Below are 17,267 nucleotides of genomic sequence, written 5' to 3'. Positions count from 1 at the left end.
AACTGTTTTATGAATAGAAAAATAATTTGAAGGTGAAAATAGTATTGAAAAAATAACATACTAAAGGTATAATTCATTTGATTTTATTTGTATAGATTTAAGTATTCATTTTAGTACTTACATGAATTTGTATTAGAAATCTGTATAATAATCACTTAAGAAATTTTAATATTAATTATTGAATAAATTGTTATTATGATATGCTAGAATAAATATGTATAAATAAGTTTTGATGATGTACTACTATAAAGGGGGGACTTTATGTTTTCGATACCAGAAGTAAAAAAAGTAGAAGAGGTAATGGATACAAAATTTACAACTATAGACGAAGACACAAGAATTGAAGATGCAATAAAAGAAATGATAAAAAGCAATACAAAAACTCTAATGGTAATAGATTCATCTGGTGAATTAAAAGGTATTATATCTATGACAGATATACATAATCTTTATGACATGCATAAGAAATATGAAGGCCAGACAGTAAAACTTATAATGAAAAAGGATGTAATATATGTCAGCGAAGGTTTAACCTTAGATGAGTGTAGAGATATAATGATATTGAAAAATATAGGAATTCTTCCTGTTCTTAGAGATAATAAAATTATTGGTGTATTAAAACAAGAACATATTAGAGATTATCTATATATGCACTTAGAAGACTATGGTTTGACTTTAAAATATATTATAGGACAAATTAAAGAAGGAATTTGTGCTATAAATAACGAAGGTGTAGTTATATTATGGAATAAGTTTATGGAGGAAAGGTATGATATAAAATCTGAAGACATAGTCGGTCGACCGATGAACGAATTTTTGGAGAATACTATCTCAGAGAAAGTATTGAATAGTAAAATCGGTATGAGTGACTTATATTTTACGGATAAAAAAGAAAATATGTATGCGTTAGTTCATGCAAATCCTATATTTTATAAGGAAGAATTTATTGGTGTTGTATGTACAGAGGTTGATGTTACAGAAGCCAAGATACTTGCTCTTGAGCTTGAAAAAGTAAATGATACTTTGAAATATTTAAAGAATGAAGTTAAAAACTTATCTAAAGGTAGCTTTGACAAAATTTTAGGTAAAAGCTATAAATTAGAAAAATCGAAAGCGATTGCAAAACAAGTAGCTAGAACTAATAGTAGTATATTTATCTGGGGTGAAAGTGGTACAGGTAAAGAAGTATTTGCAAGAGCTATTCATGATTATAGTGAGAGGAAAGGTCAGTTTATACCTGTTAACTGTAGTGCTATACCAAATGAGTTATTTGAAAGCGAATTTTTTGGGTATGAATCAGGTGCATTTACTGGAGCAAGTAAAAAAGGTAGAATAGGTATATTCGAACTTGCAAAAGATGGAACTGTATTTTTAGATGAAATTGCTGATTTACCTCTTAGTATGCAGGCTAAGTTGCTTAGAGTGTTGCAAGAAAAAGAAATAAGAAGAGTTGGTGGAGATACCACAATAAAAATAAATCCCAGAATAATATCAGCTACTAATAAAGATTTAGAGAAAATGGTAAAAGCAGAAAAGTTTAGAGAAGATTTATATTATAGATTAAATGTTGTGGAAATAAAAATACCACCACTTAGAGAGAGAAAAGAAGATATAGGATTGTTAGTGCATAGTTTTTTAGAAGAAATATGTAAACAAAATAATAAACCTGTTCTTACAATTAGTAAAGATGTAATAGACATATTTCAAAGTTACAGATGGAAAGGGAATATTAGAGAATTGAAAAATACAATTGAAAATATGGTTGTTTTATCTCAAAACTCTAGGATAGAGGTGGAAGATGTACCAAGTTATATGATGGATTCTACTAATAAGAGTATTGAAGAAGAGGAATATCCTTTGGATTTGACGAAAGCTACTCAAAAGATTGAAGTAAAAAATATAACAAAGGCTTTAAAAATGTCTAATGGAAACAAAGCTAAAGCAGCTAAGATATTAAATATACCAAGAACTACGTTGTATTATAAGATAGACCAGTATAAAATAGATGTGTCTAAAATATGACACATGACTAAATTTTGACAAAATAATAAGTGGGAGTTTGAAATGTAGCAAAATCAATGGCTATAACAATGCTATGTATGTGGGTATGTTAAAAAAAATGAAAAAGTGTTGATAAATTGACACTTTTTTTTGTTTGAGAAAATGTTTACAAGCATAAAAAATAAACTGCTTTAAATAAATATTTATATGATATTTGGCTAAAAATAGCGATAAGAGAAGAATCTATTATAGAAAAAATCTTTTTGTTAATAAGTTGGCATAGGAATTGCTTATATATAAAGTGACTTCAAATGAGAAAAAAACAATAATTTTGATGACTTATGTAGTTTAAAAATCTTAACACTTGGAGCTGTTAGTAGGGAACAGTAAAAATGTTTATTATTAAAAGTGTTAAGGTATCAATATAAATTAAAAATCAAAAGAAGGAGGCATTTTTATATGTCAATAACTTTAGAAACAGCTCAAGCTCATGCAAATGACCCAGCAGTATGCTGCTGTAGATTTGAAGAAGGAACAATAATAGCACCAGAAAATTTAGAAGATCCAGCAATATTTGGAGATTTAGAAGATTCAGGATTGCTAGTTATACCAGAAAATCATTTAACAGTAGGTCAAGTATTAGGAGCTAAATTAACAAAAACTTTAGATGCTTTATCTCCAATGACTACAGATAATGTAGAAGGGTATAAAACAGCACAAACAGATGTTGAGGAATCTACTGAAGAAGTAGTAGAAGCTCCAGTAGCACCTGTATCTACTTTGACACAGGCTACAACAGGTCAAGTAATAAAAATACACATACAAGAAGGTAAAGATATAAACTTAGAGATACCTTTAGCAATTGCTACTCAAATGGGAGTAGTACCACAAAAATAATAGTTAAAATACAACTATTTAAGTAGGTTTTAATTTACTTGATTCCTCAGTTAAGGGGTTACCTGTTGAGGAATCGAGATTTAAAATAATAAATAAGAAAATAATGTAAGGAGGTATTTTATACTATGTCAATAACTTTAGAAACAGCTCAAGCCCATGCAAATGACCCAGCAGTATGTTGTTGTAGATTTGAAGCGGGAACAATAATAGCACCAGAAAACTTAGAAGATCCAGCAATATTTGCAGACTTAGAGGATTCTGGATTATTAACAATACCAGAAAATGGATTAACTATAGGTCAAGTACTAGGAGCTAAGTTAAAAGAAACTTTAGATGCGTTATCTCCAATGACTACAGAAAACGTAGAAGGATACAAAGCAGGAGAGGCTAAAGAAGTAGTAGCAGAAGAAGCAGTAGTAGAAGAAGCTCCAGCAGCTTTAGAAGCAGTAGTGCCAGTAAGCACAGGAGTTTTAGGTGAAACAGTTAAAATACACATAGGTGAAGGTAAAAATATAAGTTTAGAAATACCTTTATCAGTAGCTGGTCAAGCAGGAGTTGCTGCTCCAGTAGCAAACGTTGCTGCTCCAGTAGCAGGTGCAGTAGAAGTAGCTCCAAAAGTTGCAGAAAAGAAACTTTTAAGAAGCTTAACTAAAAAACACTTTAAAATAGACAAAGTTGAATTTGCTGATGAAACTAAAATAGAAGGAACTACTTTATACATCAGAAATGCTGAAGAAATATGTAAAGAAGCTAATGATACTCAAGAGTTAGTTGTAGATATGAAGTTAGAAATAATAACTCCTGATAAATATGAAACTTACAGTGAAGCTGTATTAGATATACAACCAATCGCTACTAAAGAAGAAGGCGAATTAGGTTCAGGTATAACTAGAGTTATAGATGGAGCTGTAATGGTATTAACTGGTACAGATGAAAATGGAGTTCAAATAGGTGAATTCGGTTCTTCAGAAGGTGAGTTAAATACTACTATGATGTGGGGTAGACCAGGTGCTGCTGACAAAGGTGAAATATTCATCAAAGGTCAAGTAACAATAAAAGCAGGAACTAACATGGAAAGACCAGGACCTCTAGCTGCTCACCGTGCATTTGACTATGTAACTCAAGAAATAAGAGAAGCATTAAAAACAGTTGACAACTCTTTAGTAGTTGACGAAGAAGTAATAGAGCAATACAGAAGAGAAGGTAAAAAGAAAGTTGTTGTTATAAAAGAAATAATGGGACAAGGTGCAATGCATGACAACCTAATATTACCAGTTGAGCCAGTTGGTACATTAGGAGCTCAACCAAACGTTGACTTAGGAAACATGCCAGTTGTATTATCTCCACTTGAAGTATTAGATGGTGGTATCCATGCATTAACTTGTATAGGACCTGCATCAAAAGAAATGTCAAGACATTACTGGAGAGAGCCATTAGTAATAAGAGCTATGGAAGATGAAGAAATAGATTTAGTAGGTGTTGTATTTGTTGGTTCTCCACAAGTAAACGCTGAGAAATTCTATGTATCTAAGAGATTAGGTATGTTAGTTGAAGCTATGGAAGTTGATGGAGCTGTAGTAACTACTGAAGGTTTCGGAAATAACCATATAGACTTCGCATCTCACATAGAGCAAATAGGTATGAGAGGTATACCAGTAGTTGGTGTAAGTTTCTCAGCTGTTCAAGGTGCTCTAGTTGTTGGTAATAAGTACATGACTCACATGGTAGACAATAACAAGTCTAAACAAGGTATAGAGAATGAAATATTATCTAACAATACATTAGCTCCAGAAGATGCTGTTAGAATAATGGCTATGCTTAAAAATGCTATAGCTGGTGTAGAAGTTAAAGCTCCTGAAAGAAAATGGAATCCAAATGTTAAATTAAATAACATAGAGGCTATAGAAAAAGTTACAGGAGAAAAAATAGCATTAGAAGATAATGAGCAATCTTTACCAATGAGTAAGAAAAGAAGAGAAATATACGAAAAAGACGAAAACTAAGATTTAGATAATAGTATAAATTTAGATCCAAGTTTAAAACAGTGTAGAGAGGTAGAATTATAATGGATAGATTAAAATATATCTCATCAGAGACTTTTTATGAGGGTATTATAGTTGACATCAAAGGTGGTGGAGTGACTATAGACCTGAAAGGTAGACTTGGACAATTTAAAATACCTAATAGAATGCTTATAACTGACTACGAACTTAAGATAGGTCAAGAAGTTGGATTCATGCTAAGCTATCCTGAGGTATTAAGTCCAGAGCCTAATCAAGAGTATGTAGAAAATATTAGGAGAGAACAAGAAAAACAAGCAGAAATGCAATCAAAGCAAGAAGAAAAATAATAAATAATCGTTTGAAAATAGAAGGGAGAGGAAATATATGAGCCTTACAACAGTACAAGGACTTCAATCTGAAATATTCGTTCCAATAACACCTCCTCCAGTTTGGACTCCTGTAACTAAAGAATTAAAAGATATGACTATAGCTTTAGCTACAGCAGCTGGTGTTCACTTAAAATCTGACAAGAGATTTAATCTAGCAGGAGATACTACATTTAGAGCTGTACCTAATACAGCTACAGTTGATGAAATGATGGTATCACATGGTGGATATGATAATGGAGATGTAAACAAAGATATAAACTGTATGTTTCCTATAGATAGATTACATGAATTAGCTGCAGAAGGATTTATAAAAGCAGTAGCTCCTATGCACTATGCATTCATGGGTGGTGGAGGAAACCAACATGTCTTCACTGAAGAAACTGGTCCTGCTATCGCTGCTAAACTTAAGGAAGAAGGAGTAGACGGTGTAGTCATGACAGCTGGCTGAGGTACTTGCCATAGAACTGCCGTGATCGTGCAGAGAGCAATAGAGGAAGCTGGAATACCTACAATAATAATCGCAGCTCTTCCTCCAGTAGTTAGACAAAACGGAACTCCTAGAGCAGTTGCTCCATTAGTTCCAATGGGTGCTAATGCTGGTGAACCACATAACATAGAAATGCAAACACATATATTAAGAGATACATTAGAGCAATTAGTTGCAATACCATCTGCTGGTAAGATAGTTCCATTACCATACGAATATAAAGCTCACGTTTAAAATGTAATTTATATTTGAAAATATAAAACCCTTCTCCCATACAGTTGGGAGAGGGGTTTTAAGAACAAAGGTGGATATTATGGAAGAAAAAATAATGAGAAGACTTGTTATAAAACCGTTTCATATGAATGAAGTTAATTTCGGTTCAAAAACTTCTATAAAGAAAGATGTACTTACAATCAACTTATCAAGTATAGATGAAATAAAAGAAAGAGAAGATTTAATAACAGACATAAAAGTGGATATAATAAAGCCTGGAGATTATGACAGAGAAATTAACACTATTATGGACATTATACCAATATCAACCAAAGTTTTAGGCAGATTGGGAGAGGGAATTACACATACTTTAACTGGTGTATACGTAATGTTAACTGGTGCAGATGAAGATGGAAATCAAATGCATGAATTTGGTTCTTCAGAAGGTATTCTGAAAGAACAAATGGTGTTTGGTAGATATGGAACTCCATCAGTTGAAGATTATATAATTCATGTGGATATAACTCTAAAGGGAGGTTTACCTTTCGAAAGAACACTTCCACTTGCAGCATTTAGAGCGTGTGATGATTTTATACAAGAAATAAGAACGTCTTTGAAAATGGAAGACGGAAGAAATGCTACTCAAGTTCGTGAATATTTTGACAAAATTCGACCAAATGCAAAAAAGGTTGTCATAGTAAAGCAAATAGCAGGTCAAGGTGCTATGTATGACAATCAGTTATTCTCAAAGGAACCTAGTGGTTTTGAAGGAGGAACATCAATTATAGATATGGGAAATGTACCTATGATTATATCTCCTAATGAATACAGAGATGGTGCCCTTAGAGCTATGACTTAAGAGAGGTGGATATTATGGGAATAGGACCTTCAACAAAAGAAACATCTCTTCATCACTTTAGAGACCCACTTTTAGACATCGTTGAAAGTGATAAAGATGTAGACTTACTTGGAGTAATAGTAGTAGGAACTCCAGATGGAAACGAAAATAAGACTTTTGTGGGACAAAGAACGGCCGCTTGGCTGGAAGCCATGAGAGCAGATGGAGCTATAGTTTCATCAGATGGATGGGGAAACTCACATGTTGACTATGCTAATACATTTGAAGAAATAGGCAAAAGAGATATACCTGTAGTTGGAGTGACATTTAATGGTACTCAAGCTAAATTTGTTGTAAGCAATCAATATATGAATACAATAGTTGATATGAACAAATCAAAAGAAGGTATTGAGACAGAAGTTGTTGGAGAAAACAACACAAATGAAATAGATGCTAAAAAGGCTTTGGCGTTTTTAAAGCTTAAAATGAGAAAACATGGATAAAAAATTTAAGTAAGGGAATGAGTTTTGTGGGAATTTCTACATCAATGAAAAACACATCACTTCATATATTTAGAGACCCATTACTAGATTTGATAGATAATGATTCTGACATAGACTTGTTAGGAGTGGTTGTAGTTGGGACATCAGAGCACAATGAATGGAAAACATTTTTGGCAACTAGACTTGGAAGATGGATTGAATCATTGCGACCTGATGGAGTGATTATAACTTTAGATATGGCAGGAAACCAGCATATTGATTTTACAAATGCTATATCAGAGTTTGTAAAATCAGATATACCTACAGTAGGTCTTACTATTATAGGAGCAGATGGATTAGTAATTACCAATCCATATTTGGATAAAGCTACTATAATTGATTATAAAAAGACAACAGGCTACATAGAGACAGAAGTAGTTGGAGACAATCACATGGATGAAGTTGATGTTAAAAAAGCATTAGCTTTCCTAAAATTAAAAATGCGTGAGCACGCAAAATAAACCTAAGGGGGAATTTGATATGAAATTTAGCAGAAGTATACAAGCTATAGACTCTCATACAGCAGGTGAAGCAACTAGAATAGTTGTAGGTGGAATACCTAACATAAAAGGAAATTCTATGCCTGAGAAAAAAGAATATTTAGAAAAAAATCTAGATTATTTAAGAACTGCTATAATGTTAGAGCCAAGAGGACATAATGATATGTTTGGTTCTGTAATGACTCAACCTTGTTGTCCAGATGCTGACTTTGGAATAATCTTCATGGACGGTGGCGGATACCTTAACATGTGTGGCCATGGTACAATAGGAGCTATGACAGCAGCTATAGAAACAGGTGTAGTTCCAGCAGTAGAGCCTATAACTCATGTAGTTATGGAAGCTCCAGCAGGAATAATAAGAGGAGATGTTACAGTTGTAGATGGAAAAGCTAAAGAAGTATCATTCTTAAACGTACCAGCTTTCTTATATAAAGAAGGTGTTGAAGTTGACTTACCAGGTGTTGGAACAGTTAAATTTGACATATCATTTGGTGGAAGCTTCTTTGCTATAATACATGCAAGTCAATTAGGTTTAAAAATCGAACCTCAAAATGCTGGTAAATTAACTGAGCTAGCTATGAAACTTAGAGATATAATAAACGAAAAAATAGAAATACAACATCCAACTTTAGCTCATATAAAAACTGTAGACTTAGTTGAAATATATGATGAGCCAACTCATCCAGAAGCTACTTACAAAAACGTAGTTATATTTGGTCAAGGTCAAGTTGACAGATCTCCATGTGGAACTGGAACAAGTGCTAAATTAGCTACTTTACATGCTAAAGGTGAATTAAAAGTAGGAGAAAAATTCGTATATGAAAGTATATTAGGAACTTTATTCAAAGGTGAAATAGTTGAAGAAACTAAAGTTGCAGATTTCAATGCTGTAGTACCTAAAATAAGTGGTTCTGCTTATATAACTGGATTTAATCACTTTGTAATAGATGAAGAAGATCCACTTAAACATGGATTTATTCTTAAATAAGTAATAAATAACTTGGGAAATTAAAATAGAATAGTAGCCTCTTATTGGCTACTATTCTATAGCTTTTAGGCTATAAGATTCAGAATATATTAAAAAATAAAAAAATAGGAGGATGGATTATGGTAGCAATCTTAAAGGCATTATACGTAGTATTCGCAGCAATCTTTGCAGTTGTGTTTGGTAAAGACGTAGCTAAAGCAAACAAAGAGGGGAAACTAGAAGAACAAAGTACTCCAAAAGTTGCTGTAACAGGATTTATAACAGATTTCTTTGATACATTAGGAATAGGGTCATTTGCTCCAACAATAGCAATGTCAAAAGCTTTAAAATTAAATATACCAGATAAGAAAATGCCTGGTACATTAAACGTAGCACATACAATTCCAGTTGTAACAGAAGCATTCATATTTACATCAATCATACCAGTTGATGGTGTTACTCTAGTATCTATGGTTGTGGCAGCAGCTGTTGGTTCATATATAGGTGCAGGAATAATAGCTAAAATGGACGAGAGAAAAATACAACTTGTTATGGGTGTGACTCTAGCATTAACAGCAATATTAATGTTATTAGGTCATCCTTGGGTTAACGTATTACCAGGTGGAGGAAATGAATTAGGTCTTACTGGTGTTAAATTAGTAATAGGTGTAGTAGGTAACTTTATACTAGGTGCTTTAATGACAGCTGGTATAGGTCTATATGCTCCTGGTATGGCAATGGTTTATTTCTTAGGAATGTCTTCAAAAGTTGCATTCCCAATAGTTATGGGTTCTTGTGCATTATTAATGCCAGTTGCAAGTATGAAATTCATAAAAGAAGATGCATATACTAAAAAAGCATCAGTTATAATAGCTATCTGTGGTTTAATAGGGGTTTTCATAGCAGCATATATAGTAAAAACTTTACCAATGGATATATTAAAAGCATTAGTAATAGTTGTTATAGCTTACACTTCTGCTACAATGATAATGGCTGCAAATAAAAATAAAAAGACTGCTTAGTATTTATTAAATATTACAGCTAATAATAAAAATCATAAACTGCTTTAGAATATTGAATTAATATTTTAAGGCAGTTTTTTATTTATTAAATTAATATAATTATATAAAGCAATTAACATGCCAATTATGTAATATATATAATAATTTAGTAAATTAGATGTATAAATTGTTATATTTCTAAAAACTAAAGTATAATTTGAAGTTAAATATTTATATTTTATACTCAATAAACTGACTAAGTATTCATATATTAAAATAGATTAGTAAAAATATTATCATAATAAGTCTAATATAACTTGTAGATAATAAAAAGTAAGTTTATAATGACTTGATAGTTGTCTGAGTTATTTGTATAAATTTAAGTTGTTGAATTTACTTGCATATAAGTATTAAAAATGAGTTATATATGACTTAAAAAGCATTAAAAGAGTTTCATAATTAATCTAAAGCTAAAATGGGGAAATTCATCAGTGATGATATATAATCGTATAGAAATTTTATAAGTTTAAAACTGAAAGATTAAATGAAATTTATAACTAAATAAAAATTTTTAAACAGCAATCAAAGATTTGTAATAAAATACATCTCTCACAAATATATTTATTATATAAGCTGATACCAGAAATATAAGAATTAACAATTGTGGAGGGATAAAATATGATAGCTGTTAAAGATGAGAATAACGTAGTAAACTTAAGAGGGGAGTTAGACAATAAGCTAGAATTTAGTCATGAGATATTTGGAGAAAAATTTTATAGCATGAAAATAAAAATAAACAGACTAAGTGATTCTTTTGATATACTTCCAATGACTGTATCAGAAAGACTTCTTCAAGACATTGACCTCGATAAACAAAATTTAGTCAATGTTGTAGGACAATTAAGATCATATAATAAAACATTAAATAATAAAAATAGATTAGTGCTTACTGTGTTTGCCAGAGAAATAAAAAGCATAGACGAGGAAAATAAGGACCCTAATAGCATATTTCTAGATGGATATGTATGTAAGGAGCCTGTGTATAGGAAGACACCTCTAGGAAGGGAAATAACTGATTTATTAGTGGCTATAAATAGACCTTATAACAAATCTGATTATATACCATCTATAGTTTGGGGAAGAAATGCTAAATTTGCAAAGAATCTAAAGGTTGGTGATAGAATACAGCTTTGGGGTAGGGTTCAAAGTAGAGAGTATGAGAAAAAAATAGATGAAAATAATGTGATTAAAAAAATGGCATATGAAGTATCAATATCGAAAATAAAAAAACTGGATGAAAATAACAATGAATAGACTCAAAAAGTATACTGTTTTTTATGAACAAAATACTAATAATTTCGCTATAATAACATATTAAAATCCATAAAGATTGTTTAAAAAAATACTAATGAAATATCTCTTGAATAGTTGCTCGCCATTTATTATAATGTAATCTGTACATAATTTATAATTGAGGAAATGAAGAGGTGAAGCATTGTGAAAAGCATATTATATCAGATAAATAGACAGCCAGTTAAAGCTAAATATACATCTGATGAATTAGAATGTTTTTTGGATACAATTGAGTATAATGTAGGTGATAAAATATTGCTTGTTGGTCATATAGGAAACCTAGGCAAGAGATTAAGAGGTCTTGGTACTTCTGTAACTATACTGGAGAATAGTAACTATGAAGATGTCTGTTACTCTTTAGTATATAATGAAAATTGCAATGTAGTTAAAGGTAAGTTAGAGTTTTTACCATTTGATGATAATCATTTCAACAAGATAATAATAGTAGACCAATTTAATGTTATTACAGATTGTGAAAAAGCTTCATCCGAAATACAAAGAGTTTTAAAGGGCAATGGAGAGGTTATATTAGAGGATTTAAATTTAAAAAATTTAAAAGTTAAGTTAAACTATCTTAAACATAAGTTTTGTGGTTCTGTTGCAAAGATTCACTATCCACATGAAGTATTCAATATATTTTCAAGATTAAACTTTGACGGTATGATTAAAGAGTCAAATAAATTAAAATATATTTATGTGGGAAAAAGAAGATAAATGAGTTAAAATATAAATATGGATATAATATAAAAGACTAGGTTAAGCCTAGTCTTTTGTTATAAGGAGATGTTTAGATGGAAATAAATTATGAGTTGATAATAATTGTTATGCTCTTTGTAGTCCTAATGTCAATCCAATTTACTTTAAATAAGATATACTTGATTCTTAAAGAAATAAGACAAATACTTATGTTAAGAAAAAACAAGGAATGATGATTATGATAGGTCTAGAATATATAAAAACTGATATTCAAAACATAGCTGAGGCTATAGTATCAGTGCTCAATATAGATGTAACTATAGTAAATAAGGAGTTATTTAGGATTGCAGGAACAGGAATCTATGTAGATAAAATAGGTGAGAAAGTAGATAAGTATACAGCTTTTAAAAAATCACTTACAGAACAGATTACAATATTGATTGATGACCCAAAGAGTAGTGATATATGTAAGGAATGTTATAAAAATGATGCTTGTGTAGAGTTTGCAGAGGTGTGTTGCCCTATTATATGTGATGGTGATTCTCATGGTGTTATAGGTCTTATAGCCTTTACAAAAGAGCAGGCACAGATTATAGAAAATAATAAAAGTGGTCTTATAAACTTTTTAGGAAAGATGGCAGATTTAATATCTAGCAAATTAAAAGCTCAAATTAAAACATATGAACTGGAATTAGAAAAGAAAAAATTAGAAACTTTATTAAACAATATGGACAAGGCAGTTGTATCTATTGATGTAGATGGTAAAATTGATAAATATAACTCAAAATTTAAGGAGCTTTTTAATCTAAAAGATAATATAACTGGCAAAAACATATTTGCTGAATTAGACTTTATACAGAAGCCTTCTATAAATAACTTTAAGAAAGATAAATCATGTAGCTTTTTTTATAAGAGATATGGATATGATTCAAAGGGAATATATAACATCAATAAAATAGTATTAAAAAATGAATTAAAAGGATACGTTATTGACTTTATAGATAAAAGAGACGCTATAAAAAACTACAATAAGATTAATAAAGATTATAAGATAAAATTGGAAAATATAATTGGAGAAAGTACAGCTATAAGAAATTCTAAAAAAGAAGCGCTGATGGCTTCTAAATCAACTTCAACAGTACTTATTACTGGTGAAAGTGGAACGGGTAAAGAGCTCTTTGCAAGAGCCATACACAATCATAGTAATAGGGTTGATAATCCTTTTATAGCTGTAAACTGTGCAGCGATACCAGATAATTTATTGGAGAGTGAACTATTTGGATATGAAGAGGGAGCTTTTACTGGAGCTAAAAAAGGTGGGAAGCTTGGGATGTTTGAAGTAGCGCATAAAGGGAGTATCTTTTTAGATGAGATAGGAGATATGAGTTTGCACTTACAGTCAAAATTATTGAGAGTATTACAAGAAAAAGAGCTTAATAAGATTGGAAGTAAATCAAATGTTTTAATTGATGTAAGAATTATTGCTGCAACAAATAAAGATTTAGAAAAAATGGTTCAAAATGGGACATTTAGAGAAGATTTATATTATAGATTAAATGTTATACCTATAAAATTACCAAGTTTAAGAGAAAGAAAAGATGATATACCACTTATAATTAAGCATATGGTTAAAGAGTATTCAAAAAAACTAGCTAAAAATGTTATTGATATAGACAGTAGGGTTGTTGATACCTTGATTGAATATAAGTGGCCAGGCAATATAAGAGAGTTACAGAATATCATTGAATATAGTGTGAACATGTCTTCATCTCCAATAATTACAATGAATGTGATTCCTCAAAAAATAAAAAATACATCTGTAGAAGAATTAGAAGTTAAAAGTGATAAAGTAATTCCACTTGATGAACTTGAGAAAATTGAGATAATAAAAGCTTTAAATAAATACAAAGATTATAAAAAAGATAAAGAATTAACAGCTAAAGCACTTGGAATATCAAGAGCTACATTATATAGAAAAATTGAAAAATACAATATAATCTCATAGTAATATAAGAAGGTAATAAAAAGTTGTATAAAACGTAAATACAAATAAAAATATTAATTGTTTGAATTTTTTTTAATTTATAACTTTTAAGAATAGCATAATTTTTATTATGAGTATTTTGAATATATATATTTAGATAGTATATTTGAACCGTCTCAAAATGATATGAAATCTCATTTTGAGATTTTTTTTTGTCTTTTTGCGAAATTGTCGCTATTTTAGCAATTGAAAAAAATATAAAATCTCTATATAAATAAAAAAAATATATACATAGAATTAGCCATACCAATGATTGTAGCATATCAAAAATAAAAAAATAAAAAAAATAAAGAATATGGCATGTATATTGCTATAAATATAGATAAGAAATTATTTAATAGAATTATTTGAGTACTAAATCTAAACTTAATTGGGAGGTTTATATAAAATGAGAGATATAAGAAAAGAATTAGTGGAAATGTTAAAGGCAGAAGTTAAGCCAGCAGTAGGATGTACTGAGCCAGTAGCTTTAGCACTAGCATGTGCAAAGGCAAAAGAGTTATTAGGAGAAGAAGTCGTTGAAAATCGTATGTTAGTTAGTCCTAGTATCTATAAAAATGGTATGTGCGTAGGTATACCAGGTACTGAAAGATTAGGATTAAAAATAGCAGCAGCTCTAGGTATAGTAGGTGGACATTCTGAAAACGGATTAAGTGTGTTAGAGACCTTAACAAAGGAAGAAGTTAAAATAGCTGAAGATTATATAGATAATAATCCTTTATCAATAGCACCTGCAGATACAAAAGAGAAAGTGTTTATAGAGGTTGTATTAAAAGGAGCAAATCATACTTCTAAGGTTAGAATAAGAACTAAACATGACAACTTCACATACTTTGAGAAAGATGGAGAAGTATTACTAGATAATGAACCAAAAGTATCAGCTTCAAATGCTTCAGCAGAAAAAGCTGAAAGCTTAATGGATACTGTAACTATACAAGAGTTAGTAAAAAATGTAGAAGATATGGATTTTAAAGATATAGAGTTTTTACTAGATGGAGTAAAAATGAATGAAGAGATGGCTGAGTATGGATTAAAGCAAAAAACTGGTATAGGTGTTGGATATGGAATTAAAAAATCTATGGAAGAAGGTCTTTTAGGTAATGATGTTATAAACTATGCAATGATGTTAACTGCTGGAGCTTCAGATGCTAGAATGGCAGGAATAAAAATGCCTGTTATGAGTTCAAATGGAAGTGGTAACCACGGTTTAACAGCAATTCTTCCAATAGTTGCTTACAATAAAAAATTCCCACAATCTGATGAAAGACTAGCAAAAGCTTTAGCTATATCACATTTAGTAACTGGTTATATCAAAAACTATACAGGAAGATTATCTGCTGTATGTGGATGTGGAGTTGCTGCATCTACTGGAGCAACTGCTGGTATCTCTTGGCTTATGAATGGTACTGAAAAGCAAATAGAGGGAGCTATAGAAAATATGATAGCTGATTTAAGTGGAATGATATGTGATGGAGCAAAAGCTGGTTGTGCATTGAAATTATCATCTGCTGCATCTGCTGCTGTACAAAGTGCTATAATAGCTAAGCAGGATTGTTTTGTACCACCACTAAATGGTATAGTTGGTTCAAGTGTTGAGCAAAGTATACAAAATTTAGGTAGAGTAAGTGATAAAGGAATGTCTATAACAGATGAGATAATCCTAAATGTAATGAATGATATGAATAAAGTTGATTAGTATTTTAAAATATTTTTATATTATAAATACAATAAAAATAGCATAAATAAATTTGGTTAGTACCCCTAATAAAATATGATTATGTATAAATGGAAAAAACTTGTTATTGCAAGTTTTTTCTTTTTTTGTCTAAAATATATAGTATGTAATTTAGTATTAATATATCGACTACTTAAAATATAAGATACATTGTTAATAATTGTTGAATGTACTTAAAAACTCAATAATATTGGCTAATATTGAATAAGAGTATTGAAAAAATGAGCAATCTCTTATAAAATTAAGAAGGATTATTACAATTGGAGGTCTTTTTATGGATATAGAAACAAAAAAATGGGAAGTGTTGTATTCAGAAGAAAAAATTAAAGATAAATTAAAAGAATTAGGAGCAGTTATAGAAAAAGACTATAAAGATAAAAATCTTATGGTAGTTTCTCTATTAAAAGGTAGTTTTATATTTTGTGCGGACTTAGTTAGAAATATAAATTTACCTCTTAGAGTTAATTTTATGACTACATCTAGTTATGGAAATAGTGAAGAAAGTACTGGAAGGGTTAAAGTAGTTGCGGATGTTACTACTGATATAGCAGGATATGATGTATTAGTTGTAGATGATATTACTGATTCTGCATTAACTATGGATTTTGTATTAAAGCATTTAAAAGCTAAAAACCCATCTAGTTTAAAATGTTGTGTTCTTTTGGACAAACCAAGTAGAAGAAAAGTAGATTTAGTACCAGATTATTGTGGATTTGAAATAGAAGATAAATTTGTAGTTGGATATGGATTTGATTTTGGTGATTACTATAGAAATGTTCCTTATATATTCAATGTTACTGATGAAGATAGATAAGCAATTATATAATTTTGTGGATGCCTTAATATGATTTTTATTAATCGTGTTGGGGCTTTTTTCATTTAAAAAGCAATTTAAAGTAGGATTAATTTAACTTTATACAGATTAACTGGTTTTATTTTTATAATATAATAAAAAAAATTTAAATAATTGATAGGAAATGAGATTTTTAATTGTATTAGTAATTGTAAAGGCTTTTACAAAGGAGGTATTAAATTGGAGGATAAACTTATAATCAAAAATATAAAAAAGCAAAAAGAAAAAGGTATGGAAATGCTTATTGATGAGTATGGGAATTTTATAACATCTATAGTCAGAAGAACACTTGCTAATGCTAGAATTTATGAAGAAGAATGTATAGATGATGTACTTTTATCAATATGGAATAACATAGAAAAATTTGATATTGAAAAAAATTCATTTAAAAATTGGATAGGTTCTATCTCTAAATATAGAGCAATCAATTATAGGAAAAAGTACACAAACAATAATATGCATTTAGAATTGGAAGATAAAGAAATACTCTATATAGATAAAAAATTGGATAAAAAAGAAATTGAAGAAGAAGTAAATGACCTTATAAGTACATTAAGTGATAAAGATGCAGAACTCTTTAGAAAGTATTACTTAGAAGATATTTCTCTAAAAGACATAGCTATACAAAATGAAACTACTGTTGAAAACTTACATAATAGACTTTCAAGAGGTAGAAAAAAGATGAAAATTCATTTAAATAAGAAGAAAGCTTAAATATAAAATGGATAATAGCAAATATTTGAATATA

At 29.9% G+C, this 17,267-nt stretch carries 16 protein-coding genes and 1 pseudogene; all 17 read left to right on the top strand.

Features of this window, described 5'->3' with window-relative positions; translation table 11 throughout:
• Window positions 1-261: 261 nt before the first annotated feature.
• Complete coding sequence (gene prdR, locus ACTG45_RS17690; RefSeq protein WP_021386203.1) at window positions 262-2,022, top strand: sigma-54 dependent transcriptional regulator PrdR; 1,761 nt, start codon at window positions 262-264, stop codon at window positions 2,020-2,022.
• Window positions 2,023-2,460: 438 nt separating this feature from the next.
• Window positions 2,461-2,883: pseudogene (locus ACTG45_RS17685) on the top strand (D-proline reductase (dithiol) proprotein PrdA); the annotation flags it as partial.
• A gap of 140 nt (window positions 2,884-3,023) precedes the next feature.
• Window positions 3,024-4,901, top strand: a complete 1,878-nt coding sequence (prdA, locus tag ACTG45_RS17680; protein ID WP_021386180.1) for a D-proline reductase (dithiol) proprotein PrdA — start codon at window positions 3,024-3,026, stop codon at window positions 4,899-4,901.
• A gap of 62 nt (window positions 4,902-4,963) precedes the next feature.
• Window positions 4,964-5,248: a CBO2463/CBO2479 domain-containing protein gene (locus ACTG45_RS17675; RefSeq protein WP_021386212.1), complete on the top strand. Its 285-nt coding sequence runs from the start codon at window positions 4,964-4,966 to the stop codon at window positions 5,246-5,248.
• Window positions 5,249-5,285: 37 nt separating this feature from the next.
• Complete coding sequence (gene prdB / locus ACTG45_RS17670) at window positions 5,286-6,011, top strand: D-proline reductase (dithiol) protein PrdB (RefSeq protein ID WP_079739805.1); 726 nt, start codon at window positions 5,286-5,288, stop codon at window positions 6,009-6,011.
• Between the two features lie 79 nt (window positions 6,012-6,090).
• The gene (gene prdD / locus ACTG45_RS17665) at window positions 6,091-6,849 is read left to right on the top strand and encodes a proline reductase cluster protein PrdD (RefSeq protein WP_021386244.1); all 759 of its coding nucleotides are present in this window, start codon (window positions 6,091-6,093) and stop codon (window positions 6,847-6,849) included.
• A gap of 14 nt (window positions 6,850-6,863) precedes the next feature.
• The gene (locus ACTG45_RS17660) at window positions 6,864-7,331 is read left to right on the top strand and encodes a glycine/sarcosine/betaine reductase component B subunit (protein ID WP_021386220.1); all 468 of its coding nucleotides are present in this window, start codon (window positions 6,864-6,866) and stop codon (window positions 7,329-7,331) included.
• 26 nt (window positions 7,332-7,357) lie between these two features.
• Window positions 7,358-7,831, top strand: coding sequence for a glycine/sarcosine/betaine reductase component B subunit (locus ACTG45_RS17655; RefSeq protein WP_021386267.1), 474 nt, complete (start codon window positions 7,358-7,360; stop codon window positions 7,829-7,831).
• Window positions 7,832-7,850: 19 nt separating this feature from the next.
• Window positions 7,851-8,858 (top strand): proline racemase, encoded by a 1,008-nt coding sequence (locus ACTG45_RS17650; RefSeq protein ID WP_021386243.1) that lies wholly within the window; start codon window positions 7,851-7,853, stop codon window positions 8,856-8,858.
• A gap of 119 nt (window positions 8,859-8,977) precedes the next feature.
• On the top strand, window positions 8,978-9,859 hold the full coding sequence (locus ACTG45_RS17645) for a TSUP family transporter (RefSeq protein ID WP_021386193.1): 882 nt from the start codon (window positions 8,978-8,980) through the stop codon (window positions 9,857-9,859).
• Window positions 9,860-10,516: 657 nt separating this feature from the next.
• Window positions 10,517-11,152, top strand: coding sequence for a single-stranded DNA-binding protein (locus ACTG45_RS17640; RefSeq protein ID WP_479917599.1), 636 nt, complete (start codon window positions 10,517-10,519; stop codon window positions 11,150-11,152).
• A gap of 183 nt (window positions 11,153-11,335) precedes the next feature.
• A complete protein-coding gene (locus ACTG45_RS17635) occupies window positions 11,336-11,905 on the top strand; it encodes a class I SAM-dependent methyltransferase (RefSeq protein ID WP_021386272.1) in 570 nt (189 codons plus the stop codon).
• A gap of 77 nt (window positions 11,906-11,982) precedes the next feature.
• Window positions 11,983-12,120 (top strand): hypothetical protein, encoded by a 138-nt coding sequence (locus tag ACTG45_RS17630; RefSeq protein ID WP_021386277.1) that lies wholly within the window; start codon window positions 11,983-11,985, stop codon window positions 12,118-12,120.
• Window positions 12,117-13,892 (top strand): sigma 54-interacting transcriptional regulator, encoded by a 1,776-nt coding sequence (locus ACTG45_RS17625; RefSeq protein WP_044213973.1) that lies wholly within the window; start codon window positions 12,117-12,119, stop codon window positions 13,890-13,892. The genes ACTG45_RS17630 and ACTG45_RS17625 overlap by 4 nt, the downstream gene beginning before the upstream one ends.
• Before the next feature lie 427 nt (window positions 13,893-14,319).
• Entirely contained in the window at window positions 14,320-15,627 is a 1,308-nt protein-coding gene (locus ACTG45_RS17620) for an L-cysteine desulfidase family protein (protein ID WP_021386253.1), read from the top strand.
• Window positions 15,628-15,940: 313 nt separating this feature from the next.
• Complete coding sequence (hpt, locus tag ACTG45_RS17615) at window positions 15,941-16,480, top strand: hypoxanthine phosphoribosyltransferase (RefSeq protein WP_021386183.1); 540 nt, start codon at window positions 15,941-15,943, stop codon at window positions 16,478-16,480.
• Window positions 16,481-16,699: 219 nt separating this feature from the next.
• Entirely contained in the window at window positions 16,700-17,233 is a 534-nt protein-coding gene (locus tag ACTG45_RS17610; RefSeq protein ID WP_021386260.1) for a sigma-70 family RNA polymerase sigma factor, read from the top strand.
• Window positions 17,234-17,267: the final 34 nt, after the last annotated feature.

This window comes from Clostridioides sp. LIBA-7602 (assembly GCF_056688945.1).
The sequence above is the reverse complement of the archived record's forward strand: the minus strand, read 5'-3'. Positions and strand labels throughout refer to the sequence as shown.